13 protein-coding genes are annotated in these 17950 nt (G+C 62.7%); 9 read left to right on the plus strand and 4 right to left on the minus strand.

Features of this window, described 5'->3' with window-relative positions; all coding sequences use genetic code 11:
* Positions 1-144 precede the first annotated feature (144 nt).
* The 7 genes from mfd to pdeM all read left to right on the plus strand — a co-directional run bounded on the left by mfd (position 145) and on the right by pdeM (position 13493).
* Positions 145-3591 carry a transcription-repair coupling factor gene (gene mfd, locus K4O48_RS13620; RefSeq protein ID WP_222908944.1) on the plus strand — a complete coding sequence of 1149 codons (3447 nt, stop codon included), beginning with the start codon at positions 145-147 and terminating at the stop codon, positions 3589-3591.
* Positions 3592-3843: 252 nt separating this feature from the next.
* Positions 3844-6174 (plus strand): DEAD/DEAH box helicase, encoded by a 2331-nt coding sequence (locus tag K4O48_RS13625; protein WP_222908945.1) that lies wholly within the window; start codon positions 3844-3846, stop codon positions 6172-6174.
* A 168-nt stretch (positions 6175-6342) separates the two neighbouring features.
* On the plus strand, positions 6343-6903 hold the full coding sequence (locus K4O48_RS13630; protein WP_222908946.1) for a hypothetical protein: 561 nt from the start codon (positions 6343-6345) through the stop codon (positions 6901-6903).
* Between the two features lie 140 nt (positions 6904-7043).
* Positions 7044-8060 (plus strand): ligase-associated DNA damage response exonuclease, encoded by a 1017-nt coding sequence (locus K4O48_RS13635; RefSeq protein ID WP_222908947.1) that lies wholly within the window; start codon positions 7044-7046, stop codon positions 8058-8060.
* A 118-nt stretch (positions 8061-8178) separates the two neighbouring features.
* A complete protein-coding gene (locus K4O48_RS13640; protein ID WP_222908948.1) occupies positions 8179-9888 on the plus strand; it encodes an ATP-dependent DNA ligase in 1710 nt (569 codons plus the stop codon).
* A gap of 244 nt (positions 9889-10132) precedes the next feature.
* A complete protein-coding gene (locus tag K4O48_RS13645; protein ID WP_222908949.1) occupies positions 10133-12742 on the plus strand; it encodes a ligase-associated DNA damage response DEXH box helicase in 2610 nt (869 codons plus the stop codon).
* Between the two features lie 94 nt (positions 12743-12836).
* A complete protein-coding gene (pdeM, locus tag K4O48_RS13650; RefSeq protein ID WP_222908950.1) occupies positions 12837-13493 on the plus strand; it encodes a ligase-associated DNA damage response endonuclease PdeM in 657 nt (218 codons plus the stop codon).
* A 7-nt stretch (positions 13494-13500) separates the two neighbouring features.
* Here the strand turns inward: pdeM and K4O48_RS13655 are convergent, their stop codons facing one another.
* Positions 13501-13734 carry a hypothetical protein gene (locus K4O48_RS13655; RefSeq protein ID WP_222908951.1) on the minus strand — a complete coding sequence of 78 codons (234 nt, stop codon included), beginning with the start codon at positions 13732-13734 and terminating at the stop codon, positions 13501-13503.
* Between the two features lie 185 nt (positions 13735-13919).
* Between K4O48_RS13655 and K4O48_RS13660 the strand changes: the two genes are divergently transcribed.
* Both K4O48_RS13660 and K4O48_RS13665 read left to right on the plus strand, forming a co-directional pair.
* A complete protein-coding gene (locus K4O48_RS13660) occupies positions 13920-15251 on the plus strand; it encodes an erythromycin esterase family protein (RefSeq protein WP_222908952.1) in 1332 nt (443 codons plus the stop codon).
* Positions 15252-15254: 3 nt separating this feature from the next.
* Positions 15255-15938, plus strand: a complete 684-nt coding sequence (locus K4O48_RS13665; RefSeq protein ID WP_222908953.1) for a phosphoribosyltransferase — start codon at positions 15255-15257, stop codon at positions 15936-15938.
* A 7-nt stretch (positions 15939-15945) separates the two neighbouring features.
* On the opposite strand, the gene K4O48_RS13670 is transcribed toward K4O48_RS13665, so the two are convergent.
* The 3 genes from K4O48_RS13670 to mazG form a co-directional block, all read right to left on the minus strand.
* The gene (locus K4O48_RS13670) at positions 15946-16101 is read right to left on the minus strand and encodes a hypothetical protein (protein ID WP_222908954.1); all 156 of its coding nucleotides are present in this window, start codon (positions 16099-16101) and stop codon (positions 15946-15948) included.
* A gap of 338 nt (positions 16102-16439) precedes the next feature.
* Positions 16440-16979 carry a DUF2058 domain-containing protein gene (locus tag K4O48_RS13675; protein WP_222908955.1) on the minus strand — a complete coding sequence of 180 codons (540 nt, stop codon included), beginning with the start codon at positions 16977-16979 and terminating at the stop codon, positions 16440-16442.
* 118 nt (positions 16980-17097) lie between these two features.
* A complete protein-coding gene (mazG, locus tag K4O48_RS13680; protein ID WP_222908956.1) occupies positions 17098-17928 on the minus strand; it encodes a nucleoside triphosphate pyrophosphohydrolase in 831 nt (276 codons plus the stop codon).
* Between the last annotated feature and the right edge of the window lie 22 nt (positions 17929-17950).

Genomic DNA, 17950 nt, shown 5'->3' on the forward strand with positions numbered 1-17950 from the left:
CAACATGTAGGGGCTGAGAAAAAGGGCTACATTATGCCGGCGCACCCTAGCGCCGGCAATCTGTGCAGCGGAAACACTGACAGCGTCCCGCGCGGATAGTTACAATCCGGGCGGTCCATTTTTCGACCGGAGCCACGCCTACTCGTGTCCGTATTGCGCCTTCCGCCCATGCCCGCCGCCAGCGGCAAGCAAACTTGGGGCAACCTTCCTGGAGCCGCGCTGAGCCTGGCCATTGCCGAAGCAGCCAGCAACGCAAAGCAATTCACCCTTCTTCTTACCGCTGACAGCCAAAGCGCCGAGCGACTGCAGGAAGAGCTTGCGTTCTTCGCGCCCGGGCTTCCGGTTCTGCATTTCCCGGACTGGGAAACGCTGCCGTACGACGTGTTTTCCCCGCACCAGGACATCATTTCCCAGCGGATCGCGGCGCTTTATCAGCTGCCCGAACTGACCCACGGCGTACTGGTAGTCCCCATCACCACCGCGCTACACAGGCTGGCGCCCAAGCGTTTCCTGCTCGGCTCGAGCCTGGTGCTGGATGTTGGTCAGAAGCTCGATGTCGAGCAGATGCGCGCTCGCCTTGAAGCGGCCGGCTATCGCTGCGTCGATACGGTGTACGAGCATGGCGAGTTCGCTGTCCGCGGCGCGCTGATTGATCTGTTTCCCATGGGCAGTCCCCTGCCCTACCGCATCGATCTGTTCGATGACGAAATCGAAACACTGCGCACTTTTGATCCTGAAAACCAGCGCTCGATTGATAAGGTCGAGTCGATTCGCCTGTTGCCGGCGCGCGAGTTTCCGCTGAAGAAAGAATCGGTCACCGGCTTCCGTGCGCGGTTCCGTGAGCGTTTCGATGTGGACTTCCGGCGCTGCCCGGTCTACCAAGACCTGTCCACCGGCATCACACCGGCCGGGATCGAGTACTACCTGCCGCTGTTTTTCGATGAGACCTCGACGTTATTCGACTATCTGCCGGAGGACACTCAAGTGTTCTCGTTGCCGGGGATTGAGCAAGCGGCCGAGCACTTCTGGAAAGACGTGCGCAACCGGTACGAGGAACGCCGAGTCGATCCCGAGCGGCCGCTGCTTCCCCCCGTCGAATTGTTCATGCCGGTGGAAGATTGCTTCGCCCACCTAAAGTCCTGGCCGCGCGTTGTTGCGAGCCAGGACGATGTGGAAACCGGCATTGGCCGCGAGCGTTTCCCGGCCAGCCGATTCCCCGAACTGGCCATTGACGCCAAGGCCAGCGAGCCGTTGGGTGCGCTGCGCCGCTTCCTCGAGGAATTTCCGGGCCGCGTGCTGTTCACCGCCGAATCTGCAGGGCGTCGCGAAGTGCTGCTGGAACTGCTGGCGCGGCTAAAGTTGCGTCCCCAGGAAGTCGCTGGCTGGTCACAGTTCGTCGAAAGCAACGAGCGTCTGGCCATTGCCATCGCCCCGCTGGATGACGGATTACTGCTGCAAGAACCTGCCCTGGCATTGATTGCTGAAAGCCCGCTGTTCGGGCAGCGGATCATGCAGCGCCGGCGACGCGAGAAAGGCCGCGATGCTGGCGAGAACGTCATCAAGAACCTCACCGAACTGCGTGAGGGCTCACCGGTGGTGCACATCGACCATGGTGTCGGTCGCTATCAAGGGCTGGTCACCCTGGAAATCGAAGGCCAGGCCGCTGAATTCCTCATGCTGCAGTACGCCGAAGAGGCCAAGCTCTACGTGCCGGTATCCAGCCTGCATCTGATTGCGCGCTACACCGGCAGCGACGACGCGCTGGCGCCGTTGCACCGGCTGGGTTCGGAAACTTGGCAGAAGGCCAAACGCAAGGCCGCTGAGCAGGTCCGCGATGTCGCCGCCGAGTTGCTCGACATCTACGCCCGCCGCGCCGCACGGGAAGGCTACGCCTTCGAAGACCCACAACTCGATTACGAAACCTTCAGCGCCGGTTTCCCGTTCGAGGAAACGCCCGACCAGCAAGCCGCGATCGAAGCGGTACGCAACGACATGCTCGCACCCAAGCCGATGGACCGGCTGATCTGCGGCGACGTCGGTTTCGGCAAGACCGAAGTGGCCATGCGCGCGGCGTTCATCGCCGTTCACAGCGGTCGCCAAGTGGCTGTACTGGTTCCGACAACCTTGCTTGCCCAGCAGCACTACAACAGCTTCCGCGACCGTTTCGCCGATTGGCCGGTACGTGTCGAAGTGATGAGCCGTTTCAAGTCCACCAAGGAAATCCAAAGCGCGGTGCAGGAACTGGCCGAAGGCAAGGTCGACATCCTCATCGGCACGCACAAACTGCTGCAGGACGACGTCAAGTTCACCAACCTGGGGTTGGTCATCATCGACGAAGAGCACCGCTTCGGGGTGCGTCAGAAGGAACAGCTCAAAGCGCTGCGCAGCGAGGTGGACATTCTCACCCTCACCGCCACACCGATTCCGCGCACCCTGAACATGGCGGTCGCCGGTATGCGCGACCTGTCCATCATCGCCACACCGCCAGCACGACGGCTGTCGGTGCGCACCTTCGTCATGGAGCAACAAAACTCAGTCATCAAGGAGGCGTTGCTGCGTGAGCTATTGCGCGGCGGTCAGGTCTATTACCTGCACAACGACGTCAAGACCATCGAAAAGTGCGCGGCTGATCTTGCAGAGTTGGTGCCCGAAGCGCGCATCGGTGTCGGCCACGGCCAGATGCGCGAACGCGAACTCGAACAGGTGATGGGCGACTTCTATCACAAGCGTTTCAACGTCCTGATCGCCTCGACCATCATCGAGACCGGTATCGACGTGCCCAGCGCCAACACCATCATCATCGAACGTGCCGACAAGTTCGGCCTCGCTCAGCTGCACCAGCTGCGCGGTCGAGTCGGACGCAGCCACCACCAGGCCTACGCCTATTTGCTGACCCCGCCGCGCAAGGCCATGACGCCCGACGCCGAGAAGCGTCTCGAAGCCATCGCCAACGCACAGGACCTGGGAGCGGGCTTCGTCCTGGCCACCCACGACCTGGAAATTCGCGGCGCCGGCGAGCTGCTTGGCGACGGCCAGAGCGGGCAGATTCAGGCGGTCGGATTCACGCTTTATATGGAAATGCTCGAACGCGCAGTCAAATCCATACAGAAGGGTGAGCAACCGAACCTCGATCAGCCCCTGGGTGGCGGACCCGAAATCAATCTGCGCGTACCGGCGCTGATCCCAGAAGACTATCTACCGGATGTGCACGCTCGCCTGATTCTCTACAAGCGTATCGCCAACGCCGCCGACGAAAATGGTCTGCGCGAACTACAGGTGGAGATGATCGACCGCTTCGGCTTGCTGCCCGAGCCGGCCAAACATCTGGTTAGGTTGACCCTGCTCAAGCTGCAGGCCGCCAGCCTCGGCATCACCAAGATAGACGCCGGCCCGCAAGGCGGGCGTATCGAATTCGCCGCCGACACCAGCGTCGATCCGATGGTGTTGATCAAGCTGATCCAGAGCCAGCCCAACCGCTACAAGTTCGAAGGCGCCACCCAATTCAAGTTTCAGGTCCCCATGGAACGCGCGGAGGAACGCTTCAATACGCTGGAGGCTCTATTGGAGCGACTTGCCACCGGCGCGAAGTAATCCCAAGGCACGCACGAAATAAAGGAAACGTATGCAGCGGTTGCCCCGTTTCGCCCTGCCATCGCTGCTGGTTTCACCAGCCCCGCTGGCAGAGCAGGTGTATCGGGTGGTTGAGGAGGTCTGCCGTAAGGCTGCGCAACTGTATTCGGCGCGCGGCCATAGGCTCGTCCCTGGCCAACACATTTTGCTCGTTCGACACAGTCTTGGCGTGTCGAGCGGGCTCTCTGCACGCTGACGACGGGGCACTTCAATATGGCTCCGCCTCTTCCACCGCGTACTGAACGCCATCTGGGAACAATCGAACCCGTTGCACGATTGAGTCTCGGCAGCTACCTGGCGGCCCATTACCAGCCGGGCAACCAGCGAATGGCTCGCGAATACCAGCATCGCGCCGGGCTCTGCTTCCGCTATGACGACGCCGTGGTACATGGCAAGCGTGACGGTCAGCCGGTGCGCCATCTGCACGACGAAGAAGTCATCATCTTCCGCCGCCAGCCCCTGGCAGAACAGGCGTTCCGGGAGCAGCTAGAGCACTTCGGCTGTCGACCGGCATTGCGACAAAGCCTGGCGCTGCCGAAGGATTCGGCAGAGATGTACCAGCTGGCCAATGACGACGGCTGGCTACGTTTCGTCCAGGACGTATTGCCGCAGCTGCGAAACCAGGGGTGGGAAGTGGAGATAAGCCCCGGATTTCTCTTCGATTTGACGCCGGTCGACTCCTGGTTCGCCAAGATCGACGAATCGGATGACCGAAACTGGTTCGAGCTGGAGCTGGGCATCGTGGTCGACGGCCAGCGCGTCAGTCTGCTACCGGTGCTGCTCAAGTTGATTCGTCAGAGCCCGGAACTGTTAAGTCCAGACAACCTGAAGCAGCACGGTGATGACGATCAGCTGCGCGTGCAGCTCGATCAACTGCGCAGCAGCGATGGCCATGCGCTGCAAGTGGCCTTGCCGTACGGGCGCCTGAAGCCAATCCTCGCCACGCTCGGCGAACTCTATCTGCATGACCAGCCGGTGGACTCTCGCCTGCGCCTGGGCCGAGGGGATGCCGCGCGGCTGGCTGGCCTCAGCGAGCTGGCGATGGAATGGCGCGGCGGCGAGACGCTGCGTGCGTTCTCCGATCGGCTCCAGAATCTGCATACAACGCCAGTGAGCCCACCGCCAGGCCTGCAGGCTCAGATGCGCCCTTATCAGCTGCAGGGCCTCAACTGGTTACAGACCCTGCGTGAGCTGGGCGCTGGCGGCATTCTCGGCGACGACATGGGGCTAGGTAAAACACTGCAAAGCCTTGCCCATCTACTGCTGGAGAAGCAGGCCGGGCGCCTGGACCGTCCGGCATTGGTGGTCATGCCGACCAGCCTGATCCCCAACTGGCAAGACGAAGCGGCTCGTTTTACACCCGATCTGCGCGTGCTAGCGCTGCAAGGCCCGTCACGACGCCAGTTGTTTGCTCGCCTCGGCGACTACGATCTGCTGCTCACCACTTACGCCCTGCTGCCGCGCGACATCGAAGCGCTGCGCCACCAGCCGTTTCATGTCCTGATTCTCGACGAAGCGCAGAACATCAAGAACCCGTCGAGCAAGGCCGGTCATGCGATACGCGAACTGAATGCGCGCCAGCGTCTGTGCCTCACCGGGACGCCGTTGGAGAATCACTTGGGTGAGCTCTGGTCTCTGTTCGATTTCCTGATGCCCGGCTGGCTGGGTGACGCCAAAAGCTTTGCGCGCAGTTACCGTGCGCCGATCGAAAAGCATGGCGACGTGAACCGACTCGCGCATCTGAAAGCGCGGATCAAACCCTTCCTGCTGCGACGGCACAAAGAAGAGGTGGCCAAAGAGCTGCCCGCGAAGAACGAAATTATTCACTGGGTAGAACTCAGCGACGCCCAGCGCGACCTTTATGAAACCGTCCGCCTCGCCATGGACAGCAAGGTGCGCGACGAGATCGGTCGCAAGGGGCTGGCGGGCAGCCAGATCGTTATCCTCGAAGCGCTGCTGAAACTACGCCAGGTCTGTTGCGACCTCCGCCTGGTGAAGAACGAACCGACAAACCATCCACGAAGCAGCAGCTCCGGCAAACTCGATAGCCTGCTGGAAATCTTGACCGGCATGCTCAGTGAGGGCCGCCGCGTGCTGCTGTTTTCGCAGTTCACTTCAATGTTGGCGCTGATTGAGCAGGCACTGGACAAGCGCGGCATCGCTTATGTGAAGCTGACCGGGGCGACACGCGACCGCCGCGAACCGGTCAACCGCTTCCAGACCGGAGAGGTGCCGCTGTTTCTGATCAGCCTCAAGGCCGGCGGTACAGGCCTCAACCTCACCGCCGCTGACACCGTGATCCATTACGACCCCTGGTGGAACCCGGCTGTAGAGAATCAGGCCACCGACCGCGCTTACCGCATCGGGCAGGAGAAACCGGTCTTCGTCTACCGGCTGATTACCCGCGGCACGGTCGAGGAACGCATTCAGCAATTGCAACGACGCAAGGCCGAGTTGGCCGCCGGCGTGTTGGAAGGTGACGGCAGCGGCGACTGGGATGTTCAGCAGAGCGATATCGACGCGCTGTTTGCGCCCTTGCCTTGAACAGGCGTAGCGCGGGTCGCGCGATGCAAGCTGACATCAATGGTTTTGCCAGCCCCGCCTCATTTCGCTCAATTGACGCATGCACGGTCTGCGGCAGGCTGCCCGAGAGCGCGCAGGAACGGCTAGTATCTCCGGCAACGCGTCGCCTAAAGAACGAGGAACCCCGTCATGAGTCGCTATGAAATCGCCTTCTCCGGCGAGCTCGCCCCTGGTGCCACGCTGGAGCAGGTCGAGGCCAACCTGACCCGCCTGTTTCAGGCCGACGCGCAGCGGATCGCCGTGCTCTTTTCCGGCCGCCGCATTGTCATCAAGCAGGACCTCGATCACGCCAGTGTCGAAAAGTACCGCCAGGCGATGGCCCGCGCCGGCGCGATCGCGGAAGTTCGCCCTATGCCCGTCGAGGTTGAAGAGATAGAGCTGGCCCCGCCACCTGACGAAGCCCCTTCCACAGCGCCGACGGCGGTCGGTTCAGGCTCCGCGCCTTCGCCACAGCCGCTCAAGGTGACACCGCGCGATGAATACATGGCTGCCTTCGCCGATGTCGAAGCACCGGACTTCGGTATCGCGCCGGTGGGCGCCGACCTTCAGGACAGCCGCCCGGCCGCACAACCACCCCAGGTCGACCTGTCGCAATTCAGCCTGGCGCCCGTGGGCAGCGATTTGGGCGAAAGACGCCGCGCCAGCGATGCACCCGTGCCGGACACCTCGCATATCAAACTGCAGGAATGATCGCCCATTTCCAGTGGGCTGAAGCGGAACGCTTGACGCTACCGTGCACGCCTCCGTTGGGTGGGCTTTAGCCCACCCGCGCCGAACTCGCAGCGCCGCCCCGGGCTCCAACGTTACAAGCCCGCAAAGTGCCTGTATTCATGGATCTTGTCGTTGCCCGCCCCGAAGGCCTGTATTGCCCGCCCGGTGATTTCTACATCGACCCCTGGCGGCCGGTAGAGCGCGCCGTCATCACCCATGCCCACGGCGACCACGCGCGCTGGGGCATGGGCCACTACCTGGCCTCCTGCGACAGCGAAGGCATCCTTCGTTCGCGCATCGCAGCCGACATGCCGCTGCAGACACTGGCGTACGGTGAGTCCATCGAGCATCACGGCGTTAAGCTCAGCTTTCATCCCGCCGGCCACGTGCTCGGCTCGGCTCAAGTGCGCCTGGAATGCAAAGGTGAAGTCTGGGTCGCCTCTGGTGATTACAAAGTCGAACCGGACGGCACCTGCGCGGCCTTCGAGCCTGTGCGCTGCCATACCTTCATCACCGAATCGACGTTCGGCCTGCCGATTTACCGGTGGCCTTCACAAGCCGAAGTGTTCCGCGAGATCAATGACTGGTGGCGCGCCAACGCAGCGGCCGGACGCGCCAGCGTGCTGTTCTGCTACGCCTTCGGCAAGGCGCAACGCATCCTGCATGGCCTGGATGAGCGTATCGGCACCATCGTGGTTCATGGCGCCGTCGAGCCGTTGAACAAGGTCTACCGCGAAGCCGGCATCTACCTGCCGCCCACCGTTTACGCGGGAGACTTGAAGAAGGCCGATCCGCGACTGAAACAGGCCATCATTCTCGCCCCACCGTCTGCGGGTGGCAGCACCTGGATGCGCCGCTTCGGCGATTACGCCGATGCCTTCGCCAGCGGCTGGATGATGCTGCGCGGCACTCGGCGGCGCCGTGGTGTCGATCGGGGCTTCGTCCTATCCGACCATGCCGACTGGCCGGGCTTGCTCTGGGCTATCGAACAGACCGGTGCCGAGCGGGTCATGGTGACCCACGGTTCTGTTGCGGTACTGGTTCGCTACCTGCGCGAAATGCGCGGCCTCGATGCCCAGGCGTTCGACACCGAATACGGCGAAGAAGATGACGCCAAGCCCGAGGAGGCCGAATGACCCGGCATTCCACTGCGCAGCCCGGTACGGATCACTACTCAAGGCCCTCACACCGCTCGTCTAGGGGCCAGCATGCTGGCGATCTGGTCTCGCCGGTGCCGCTCGACGGAGGCGCTGCATGAAGGTGTTCGCCACGCTCTACAGCCGTCTCGACTCGACGACGTCGAGCAATGCGAAGCTCGCCGCCATGCGCGACTATTTTCGAGAAGCCGATCCTGCCGACGCCGCCTGGGCCGTCTATTTTCTTGCCGGAGGCCGCCCCCGGCAGCTGGTCCCGACTCGGGTGCTACGCGAAACCGCAATGAGCGCGTCTGGCCTACCGGAATGGTTGTTCGAGGAAAGCTACCAAGCGGTCGGCGACATGGCTGAAACCATTTCGCTGCTGATTCCGGAGGCCGAGCACAGCTCTGACGATGGGCTGGCCGTGTGGATGCAGGACTACCTGCTGCCGCTGCGTGGCTTGCCGCCAGAAGAACTGGCCGTGCGGCTACCGGCGCTGTGGGGCCAGTTGGATCGATTGAGCCTGATGGTCTGCATCAAGCTGATCACCGGCGCCTTTCGCGTCGGGGTATCCAAACTTCTGGTGACGCGAGCGCTTGCCTCGCTGGTTGATCTTGATCCAAAGCGCGTGGCCCAGCGGCTGGTCGGTTACACCGACCTGTCCCATCGCCCCAGCGCTGAACGCTACCTTGCCCTGATCGCCGACGAATCCGAGCACGAACATGCTCAGCGCGGCGGCCAGCCCTACCCGTTCTTCCTGGCGCACTCGTTGCAGTCACCGGTGGAAACATTCGATGCTCTGCTCGGCGCGCCGGAACACTGGTTCGTCGAGTGGAAGTGGGACGGCATCCGCGCTCAGCTGGTCAAACGCGACGGACAGATCTGGATCTGGTCGCGCGGCGAGGAGCTGGTCAGCGATCGTTTTCCTGAGCTGTGTGAACTGGCGAGCTGCTTGCCGGATGGCAGCGTAATCGATGGGGAGATCGTCGTCTGGAAACAGGCGCCCGAGCGGTCGCCAGCCGCACTGTTCGACGCCAATGATGGCGACACGACGTCCGCCGCCGAGCGCTCCGGCGTGCAACCGTTCGCGCTGCTTCAACAACGCATCGGACGCAAGAACCTCACTGCCAAGGTGCTGCAGGACGCGCCCGTCGTGGTGCTCGGCTATGACCTGTTGGAGTGGCAGGGTGACGATTGGCGCCAACGGCCGCACCACGAGCGTAGGGGGCAACTCGAAGCCGTTATCCAGCAATGCGCAAACCCGCGGCTGATGGCGTCACCGTTGGTCCAGGGCAACGACTGGCACGACCTGGCCCGCCAGCGCGAAGCCTCACGCGCGCTAGGCGTCGAAGGCATGATGATCAAGGCCCGTGCGGCGCAATACGGGGTGGGCCGGACCAAGGACGTCGGCGTGTGGTGGAAATGGAAGATTGATCCCTACTCCATTGATGCTGTCCTGATCTATGCGCAGCGCGGGCATGGACGCCGCGCCAGCCTCTATACCGATTACACCTTTGCCGTCTGGGACGGCGATCCGGGTGATCCGGAGCGCAAGCTGGTGCCATTCGCAAAAGCGTATTCCGGACTGACCGATGAAGAAATGCGCAAGGTCGACGCGATCGTACGCAAGACCACCGTGGAAAAATTCGGCCCGGTGCGCAGCGTGACGCCCACGCTCGTGTTTGAGCTGGGCTTCGAGGGTATTGCCGCCAGCAGTCGGCACAAGAGCGGCATCGCCGTACGTTTTCCGCGCATGCTGCGCTGGCGCCATGACAAGCCAGTTGAGGAAGCCGATACGCTGGCGACGCTGAAGGAACTGCTGGGATGACCCCGCCACACCAGCGCCCACTTGTAGCAGACGAGGGAAGGCCCGGCTTGCTGGCGAATCGTAGACGCGCGGTGTCCTGGATTCGCGAGCAAGCTCGCGCCTACAAAGAGCACAAGCCCGGCACCCGTGTAGGAGCCGGCTTGATGGCGAACCATAACGACACAGAAGCACAGCTTCGCGAGCGCGCTCGCTCCTGCGAGAAGCAAAACCGCGATCCTATTTCGTACCAGGCGAGGCGCCGGGCATGAGCACGTCATCGCCTGATACCTTCGGTGAACGCTGGTTCTACGAACGCGGGTGGGCGCCCTTCGCCTTTCAGCGTGAGGTTTGGCAGGCGGTAAGGGATGGCGAGTCCGGCCTGCTACACGCGACGACGGGTTCGGGCAAGACCTATGCCGTCTGGCTGGGTGCCTTGAATCGATTCGCCGCGCCGGCGCCGCACGCCGCAAAAGGTCCGGCGGAAAAGTCCTCCGACAAACCCGCCCCCCTCACCCTGCTGTGGATTACGCCCATGCGTGCCTTGGCTGCCGATACTGCACGCGCGCTGCAGGCGCCGTTGGACGATTTGGGCATCCACTGGAGCATTGGCCTGCGCACGGGCGACACTGCCAGCGCCGAGCGCGCGCGACAGAGTCGGCGCTTGCCCAGCGCATTGGTCACCACGCCGGAAAGCCTGACACTCCTGCTGACTCGCGCCGATGCCCGCCAGGCCTTTGCCGGGTTGCGCATGCTGGTGGTCGATGAATGGCACGAACTCCTCGGCAACAAGCGCGGTGTGCAACTGCAATTGGCGCTGGCCCGTCTGCGCCACTGGATGCCGGAGCTGATCGTCTGGGGCCTCTCAGCCACGCTGGGCAATCAACCGCATGCGCTGGAGGTGCTGTTGCACCCGAACAGCGGCAAGCTCGTGCAAGGCAAAATCGACAAGCAACTGCACGTCGATACCCTGCTCCCGCCGAACATCGAGCGCTTCCCCTGGGCCGGCCACCTCGGCCTGCGCATGCTGCCGCAGGTCGTCGAAGAGATCGACTCGGCCGCTACGTCCCTGGTCTTTACCAACACCCGCTCGCAATCGGAACTCTGGTATCAGGCGATTCTCGAGGCGCGCCCGGACTGGGCCGGACTGATCGCCCTGCACCACGGCTCGCTCGCGCGTGAAGTCCGTGACTGGGTCGAGTTGGGCCTGAAACAGGGCGCACTGAAGGCGGTGGTCTGCACCTCCAGTCTGGATCTCGGCGTGGACTTCCTGCCAGTCGAACGCGTGCTACAGATTGGCTCGCCCAAGGGGGTTGCGCGTTTGATGCAGCGTGCTGGCCGTTCCGGTCACGCGCCCGGGCGGGCCTCCCGCGTTACCCTCGTGCCGACCAACAGCTTCGAGGTGGTGGAAGCCGCGGCGGCCAAGGTTGCCGTCGCCGAGCGGCGGATTGAAGCACGCAGTGCTCCACACCGACCCCTGGACGTGTTGGTGCAGCATCTGGTCAGCATGGCGCTAGGCGGTGGCTTCCGCCCCGAATCGCAGTTCACGGAAGTCCGCCAAGCCTGGTCCTATCGCGATCTGGACGAGGAACAGTGGCAATGGGCGCTGGCCTTTGTCCGTCACGGCGGCCATTCGTTGACGGCCTATCCCGACTATCAACGCGTCGAACCTGACGAGACGGGATTATGGAAAGTGCCCAGCCGTCGCGTCGCCCTGCGCCATCGCATGAGCATCGGCACCATCGTCAGCGATGCCAGCCTGACGGTGAAATTCTGGGCCAAAGGCGGCAGCGGTCGCTCCCTCGGCTCCGTCGAGGAGGGGTTCATCGCCCGCCTGCGCCCCGGTGACAATTTTCTCTTCGGCGGGCGCCTTCTGGAGCTGGTGCGAGTCGAAAACATGACCGCTTACGTCAGCCGTGCAACCGGCAAGAAAGCCGCCGTGCCGCGCTGGAATGGCGGTCGTATGCCGCTCTCCAGCGAACTCGCCGATGCCGTCGTCGAGCAGCTTGGTGCGGCCTCGCAGGGTGCGTTCACTAGCGATGAGATGCGTTTGGTTGAGCCGCTGCTGCGCGTGCAAATGGAGTGGTCGACGCTGCCGACCGAAACCACATTGCTGGCGGAAGTCATGAAATCGCGCGAGGGCTGGCACCTCTTTCTCTACCCGTTCGCCGGCCGTCACGTGCATCTCGGCCTCGCCAGTCTGCTGGCCTGGCGAATGGGTCAACGTCAGCCGCTGACCTTTTCCATCGCCGTCAACGACTATGGCTTCGAGCTGCTCTCGGCCACCGAAGTGGACTGGCTGCAATGGCTGACCCCGGCGCTGTTTAGCCAGGACGATTTACTGCATGACGTGCTGGCCAGCCTCAATGCAGGCGAGCTGGCGCGTCGACGTTTCCGCGAGATCGCGCGCATTGCCGGCCTGGTCTTTTCCGGTTACCCCGGTGCGCAGAAAAGCGCGCGACAACTGCAGGCTTCCAGCGGGCTGTTCTTCGACGTGTTCCGTCAGTACGACCCGACCAACCTGCTACTGACGCAAGCCGAAGAAGAGGTACTCCGCCAGGAACTGGAGGTCGACCGGCTGGAACAGACCTTGACGCGGCTACAGCAGCGCCGGCTGGATATCCATCCGGTTCGACGGACCACGCCGCTAGCCTTTCCCTTGATGGTCGAGCGCTTCCGCGAAAGCATGAGTTCGGAGAAGCTGGCCGACCGTATTCGTCGGATGGTTGCCGAACTCGACAAGGCCGCCGGCCCCGGTGGCTACCAGCCAGAGGCCAACGCCCGTATTGACGTGGAACGGGAGACCAGCGCCAAGCGCAAACCGCGCCAGACTAAAGACGGTACGCCGAGACAGAAGAAAGCGCGGCCACCAGGCTGAACCGTCGCCTGCTCCTTTCCCGGTTGGTATGGCCAGACCGATCAACCGCCTACGGAGCGTGGGAACCCTCGAACGCTCACGTTAAACTCGCCGCATGACCCCACACCTGCCCATCGAACTGGAACAGACCGAACTCTGGCTGCTCGCCGACAAGGCTATTTACTGGCCGGAACAACAGGCGCTGTTGATCGCTGATATCCACTTCGGCAAGGCCGCCGCCTACCGACGCCTCGGCCAACCGGTGCCACACGGCACCACTCAGGCCAATCTGCAGCGGCTGGACGATCTGCTCGGCCGATATCGCTGCAGGCAATTGATCTTCCTTGGCGATTTTTTGCACGCACCGGAATCACAGACACCCGCCACCTTGGCGCAACTGCATGAGTGGCGCGAGACCCACGGCGACTTGCCGATCACGCTGATCCGCGGCAATCACGATAAACGTGCCGGTGATCCGCCCACCACGCTCGGCATGACGATTGTTGAAGAGCCCCTCCTGCTCGGCCCTTTTGCGCTGCAACACGAACCCGAGCCACACCCGTCACATCACGTGCTGGCCGGCCATCTGCATCCCGCTTTCCGCCTCAACGGCCGCGGCCGGCAGACCCTTCGCCTGCCCTGCTTTTGCATCGGCACGCGTGTCAGCCTATTGCCGGCCTTTGGCAGCTTCACTGGAATGATGGAGGTCGACGCCGACCCGGGTCGGCGTCTGTACGTGGTTGGGGATGGGAGTGTGTGGCAGGTGGCTTGATCGACGATCAGGCCTGGGAAATTCCGGTTACGGTGATACCGAAGCGTTCAGCCAGCCGGGTGGCCGGTGTCTCCTCGATGTCTGGATCATGCTCGTAGGCATCGTCCTCGCCCGCGTAGTCGTGCTCAGCTTTCTGCGTTACCAGCGCTACTGCCTCGTCTATATCCGGCTGGTGATCGGACTCGGTCCTGAGAATGGAAGTGTTGCCGTCTTTACTGTACGCGATGATCCAAGTCGTCATGGATGCCCCCTTGTTCTAGCGCCTTCGGCAATTACGCTCGCCGATATTGGCGTCGCTTTGTTTAGAGACTAGTTCGCCTGTTTCAGTTCTGCCGCTTACGCTTGATCGGACGACCTGCCGAACGGTCTGAAACGGGGCCTGAGACCGTCGGTCATCGGTAAAGAAAGGATCCAGGAGACAAGGCCATGATTCGATCACGCCCGCGACCTACCGAGACGACCGAAGAACAGCTGGTCGAGTTGCTACGCCAGCACGCGACACCCCTCCCGGCAATGGACGACCCGGCGTTTGCGGACCCCTTCGATCAATTCGCCGACGCAAAAGTGGTGTTGATTGGTGAAGCTAGCCATGGCACGTCCGAGTTCTATCGGGCGCGCGCGCAAATTACCCGACGGCTGGTCGAGCGCCACGGCTTCACGATCATCGCCGCTGAAGCTGACTGGCCGGATGCCGCAAAAATAGACCATTTCGCCCGTCATCTGCAGCCATCGACCTGGGTGGACGAAGGTTTCAAGCGGTTTCCGACCTGGATGTGGCGCAACCAGGAAGTGGCCGAGTTCGTCGGCTGGCTGCGCAGCCACAACGAACCGCTCGCCCCAGAGGAGCGGGTCGAGTTTCGCGGGCTGGACGTGTACAGCCTCGGCTCCTCGATCCGCGAAGTGCTGGATTATCTCGACCGCATCGACCCGCAAGCCGCCAGCGCCGCACGCCGCCGCTACGGCTGCCTCAGCCCTTGGCACGAAGAACCGGCCATTTACGGCCACAAGGTGATGCTCGGCGAGCCGTCTTGCGAAGACGCCGTCGTTGAGCAGCTGCGCGCCCTGCTCGATCAACGGCTGGAATACCTTGAACGAGACGGCGGCAGCTTCTTCAATGCGGAGCGCAACGCCCGCGTGGTGCTCGCCGCCGAGCAGTATTACCGAGCCATGTACCAGGGCTCCGCAGAGTCTTGGAATCTGCGCGACCGGCACATGTTCGACACCCTCCGTGCGCTATTGGAACACCGTGGCGAGAATGCTAAGGCCGTGGTCTGGGCGCACAACTCGCATATCGGTAACGCCGCCTCGACGTCCATGGGATGGGGCGGCGAGTTCAACATCGGCGAGCTGTGCCGAACCGCGTTTGGTCGCGACGCGGTGCTGATCGGCATGGCGACCGACCATGGCGAGGTGGCAGCAGCAGACAACTGGGACGAGCCAATGCAGATCAAGCAGGTCCGCCCATCACGCCCGGACAGCTGGGAACAGCTCTTTCTACGTACCGGCGTTGCCTCATCACTGACCACCTGGCGCGATGATGCCTCCTTGCGTCAGACGCTCGCCCGGCCCCGGCTGGAGCGGGCGATCGGCGTCATCTACCGGCCGGCTACCGAGCGGCAAAGCCACTATTTCCAAGCCATACTGTCTGAACAGTTCGACGCCCTGATCTGGCTGGCTGAGACCACGGCAGTGACGCCCATTGGGCCGCAACAGATCGACGGCGAAATCATTCCGGATACCTACCCATTCGGAGAATGAGCCATGCGTGCGTTCATGCCTGAATCCTATCTTTTTCGCGACCGCCAGCATGCTGGGCAGGAACTCGCCGAAGCGCTGGGCCACTTATCCGACCTTAACCCGCTGGTGCTGGCGTTGCCGCGCGGCGGCGTGCCCGTCGCCTTCGAAGTCGCGCATCGTCTCAAGGCACCCCTCGATCTGGTTCTGGTACGCAAGATTGGCGCACCCGGTAACGAGGAGCTGGCGCTGGGCGCCGTGATCGACGGGGCGGAACCCAAGTGGGTCATCAACCAGGAACTGGTCAACCAGATCGCACCACCGCCGAACTGGTTCGAGGAAGAGATGCACCGCCAGCTGGTCGAGCTGGAGCGCCGTCGTCAACGCTACTGTGGCGGTCGGCCCGCACCGGCCGTCACTGATCGCTGCGTGATCGTGATCGACGACGGGATCGCAACAGGGGCAACCGTCCGCGCTGCGTTGAAAGGGCTTAAAAAATCGAGCCCACGCAGGATTGTCCTGGCGGTTCCGGTTGGGCCGCGTGCAGAGATAGAGATGTTGAGAGCGGACGTGGATGAACTCGTTTGCCTGGCAATGCCCGAACCCTTCATCGGGGTTGGCCGTCATTACGAAAATTTCGATCAGACCGACGACGAGCAGGTTATCGACCTGCTCGCCCGGGCTCAGGCCTTCACAGGCGCCACGCTATAGCCCGGTTTTATGCAACTGGCGCAGGCGGCGGCTGGTCGGGAAGGGTCGGCTCGCCCGGCTCGCTGGGTAGGTCCGGTACACCGGGCTCTTCCGGGTCGCCAGGCACGCCTTGGGCCTGCAAGGCATGCGTCTCTCTCTCATCCGAATAACGGGTGTTTTCCATGGTGCTGTCCTCCTGCTGAAACCGGAAAGCCCGGACGGGCTATAGCAGTAGAGGCCGCAGCGCTGGCATAAATCCGTCCTTCCGTCGGAGCCGCCCACAACGACCAGCGCGCCACGCGCAAGGAACGCTCACCGGGATGACCCGCAACGCTTGGTTGGGAAACGGGCGCGCTCGCGTACCGCGCTATGCGCTCACCGTCCACCTGGCCGCGGGTTCTGCGTCAGGGTCATTCAGGGCGACGGCCGAACGGCCTACCGGAAGTGGGAGAAAACCCTAGCTGATGGCCAACAACCTGCTGCCAATCCAGGGCAGCAGGCCCGATCAGCGAGCCGGACGGCTCACCACATCAGATCATCTGGAATCTGGTACGCCGCGTACGGATCGTCGGCGTCCGGCGCTTCAGTCTGGGTGTTGAGCTGCACGATGCGGCGCGGGTCGCGCTCCTGAATCTTTAGTGCGGCCTCTCGCGGAATCACTTCGTAGCCACCGCCGTGCCGGACGATGGCCAGCGAGCCGCTGGACAGCTTGTTGCGCATCAACGCGTTCACCGACAGGCGCTTCACCTTCTTGTCATCAACGAAGTTGTAGTAGTCCTCGGTGGTCAGCTTGGGCAGGCGACTGGTTTCGATCAATTGTTTGATCTGCGCGGTGCGCGCCTTCTGCTCTGCCTTTTGCTGGTGCTGGCGGTTCAACTCCTGATCGCGGGCCAGCTTCTCTGCCTGCGCTTTGAGCGCTGCTTCGCGCTGAGAGTCGTCCTTTTCGAGCTGGCCTTTCTTCACCAGACGCTGCTGTTTCTGCTGCTGCTTACCGGCCTGCTTGGCCTGCTTCTCATTGACCAGCCCGGCTTTGAGCAGCTGATCGCGAAGGGAAAGACTCATGTGTCGGCTCGTCTCGTCGTGGATTCAAATTGGACGTGGGGCGGGTCGGGTGTACCGATCCGCCGGCAGCATTGTGGTGGATGTAAAAAACGACATCCACCTTAGGTGCTCGCCATTATTAACCGCAGGAAAGTGACCGCTCGGCTTTCTTGGCTTCACCCCAGAGCGCGTCGAGGGTTTCCAGGTCGCAATTCTCGATGGGCCGGCCGCTTTCCCGCAAGGCTTGCTCGATAAAGCGGAAGCGCCGCTCGAACTTGCGGTTCGCCGAACGCAAGGCATTCTCCGGATCGACCTTCAGGTGCCGCGCCAGATTTACCGTGACGAACAACAGGTCACCGATCTCCTCGGCGATGGCCTCGGCGTCGTTCTCGCTCATGGCTTCGAGCACTTCGTCCAGCTCTTCGCGCACCTTGTCGACCACCGGAAGAGCATCCGGCCAGTCGAAGCCGACCTGCGCGGTACGCTTCTGCAACTTGGCGGCGCGGCTCAAGGCGGGCAACGCGTTTGGCACGTCATCAAGGAGCGATAGCTGCTCGGGGGCGACGGATTTCTCGGCACGTTCCTCGGCCTTGATCTCTTCCCAGCGCTGCTTGATCGCCGTCTCGTCCAGGCGCGGCAGCTCGGGAGAGCCATACAGGTCACCGTCGGGAAACACATGCGGGTGCCGGCGCAGCAACTTGCGAGTGATGCCATCGACTACCGCATCGAACTCGAAACGCCCCTCCTCCTTTGCCAACTGGCTGTAATAGACGACCTGAAACAGCAAGTCGCCCAGCTCGCCGGGCAGGTGATCGAAATCGCCACTTTCGATGGCGTCCGCCACCTCGTATGCCTCTTCCAGCGTATGCGGAACGATGCTGGCGTAGTCCTGCTGCAGATCCCAAGGGCAGCCATGCTGCGGGTCTCGCAGACGCGCCATCAGGTGCAGAAGGTCGTTGAGCTGGTACATGAGAGTCCTCGGTGAAAGCCTG

It is taken from the genome of Pseudomonas sp. DNDY-54 (assembly GCF_019880365.1).
In the GTDB taxonomy this organism is placed as follows: domain Bacteria; phylum Pseudomonadota; class Gammaproteobacteria; order Pseudomonadales; family Pseudomonadaceae; genus Stutzerimonas; species Stutzerimonas stutzeri_P.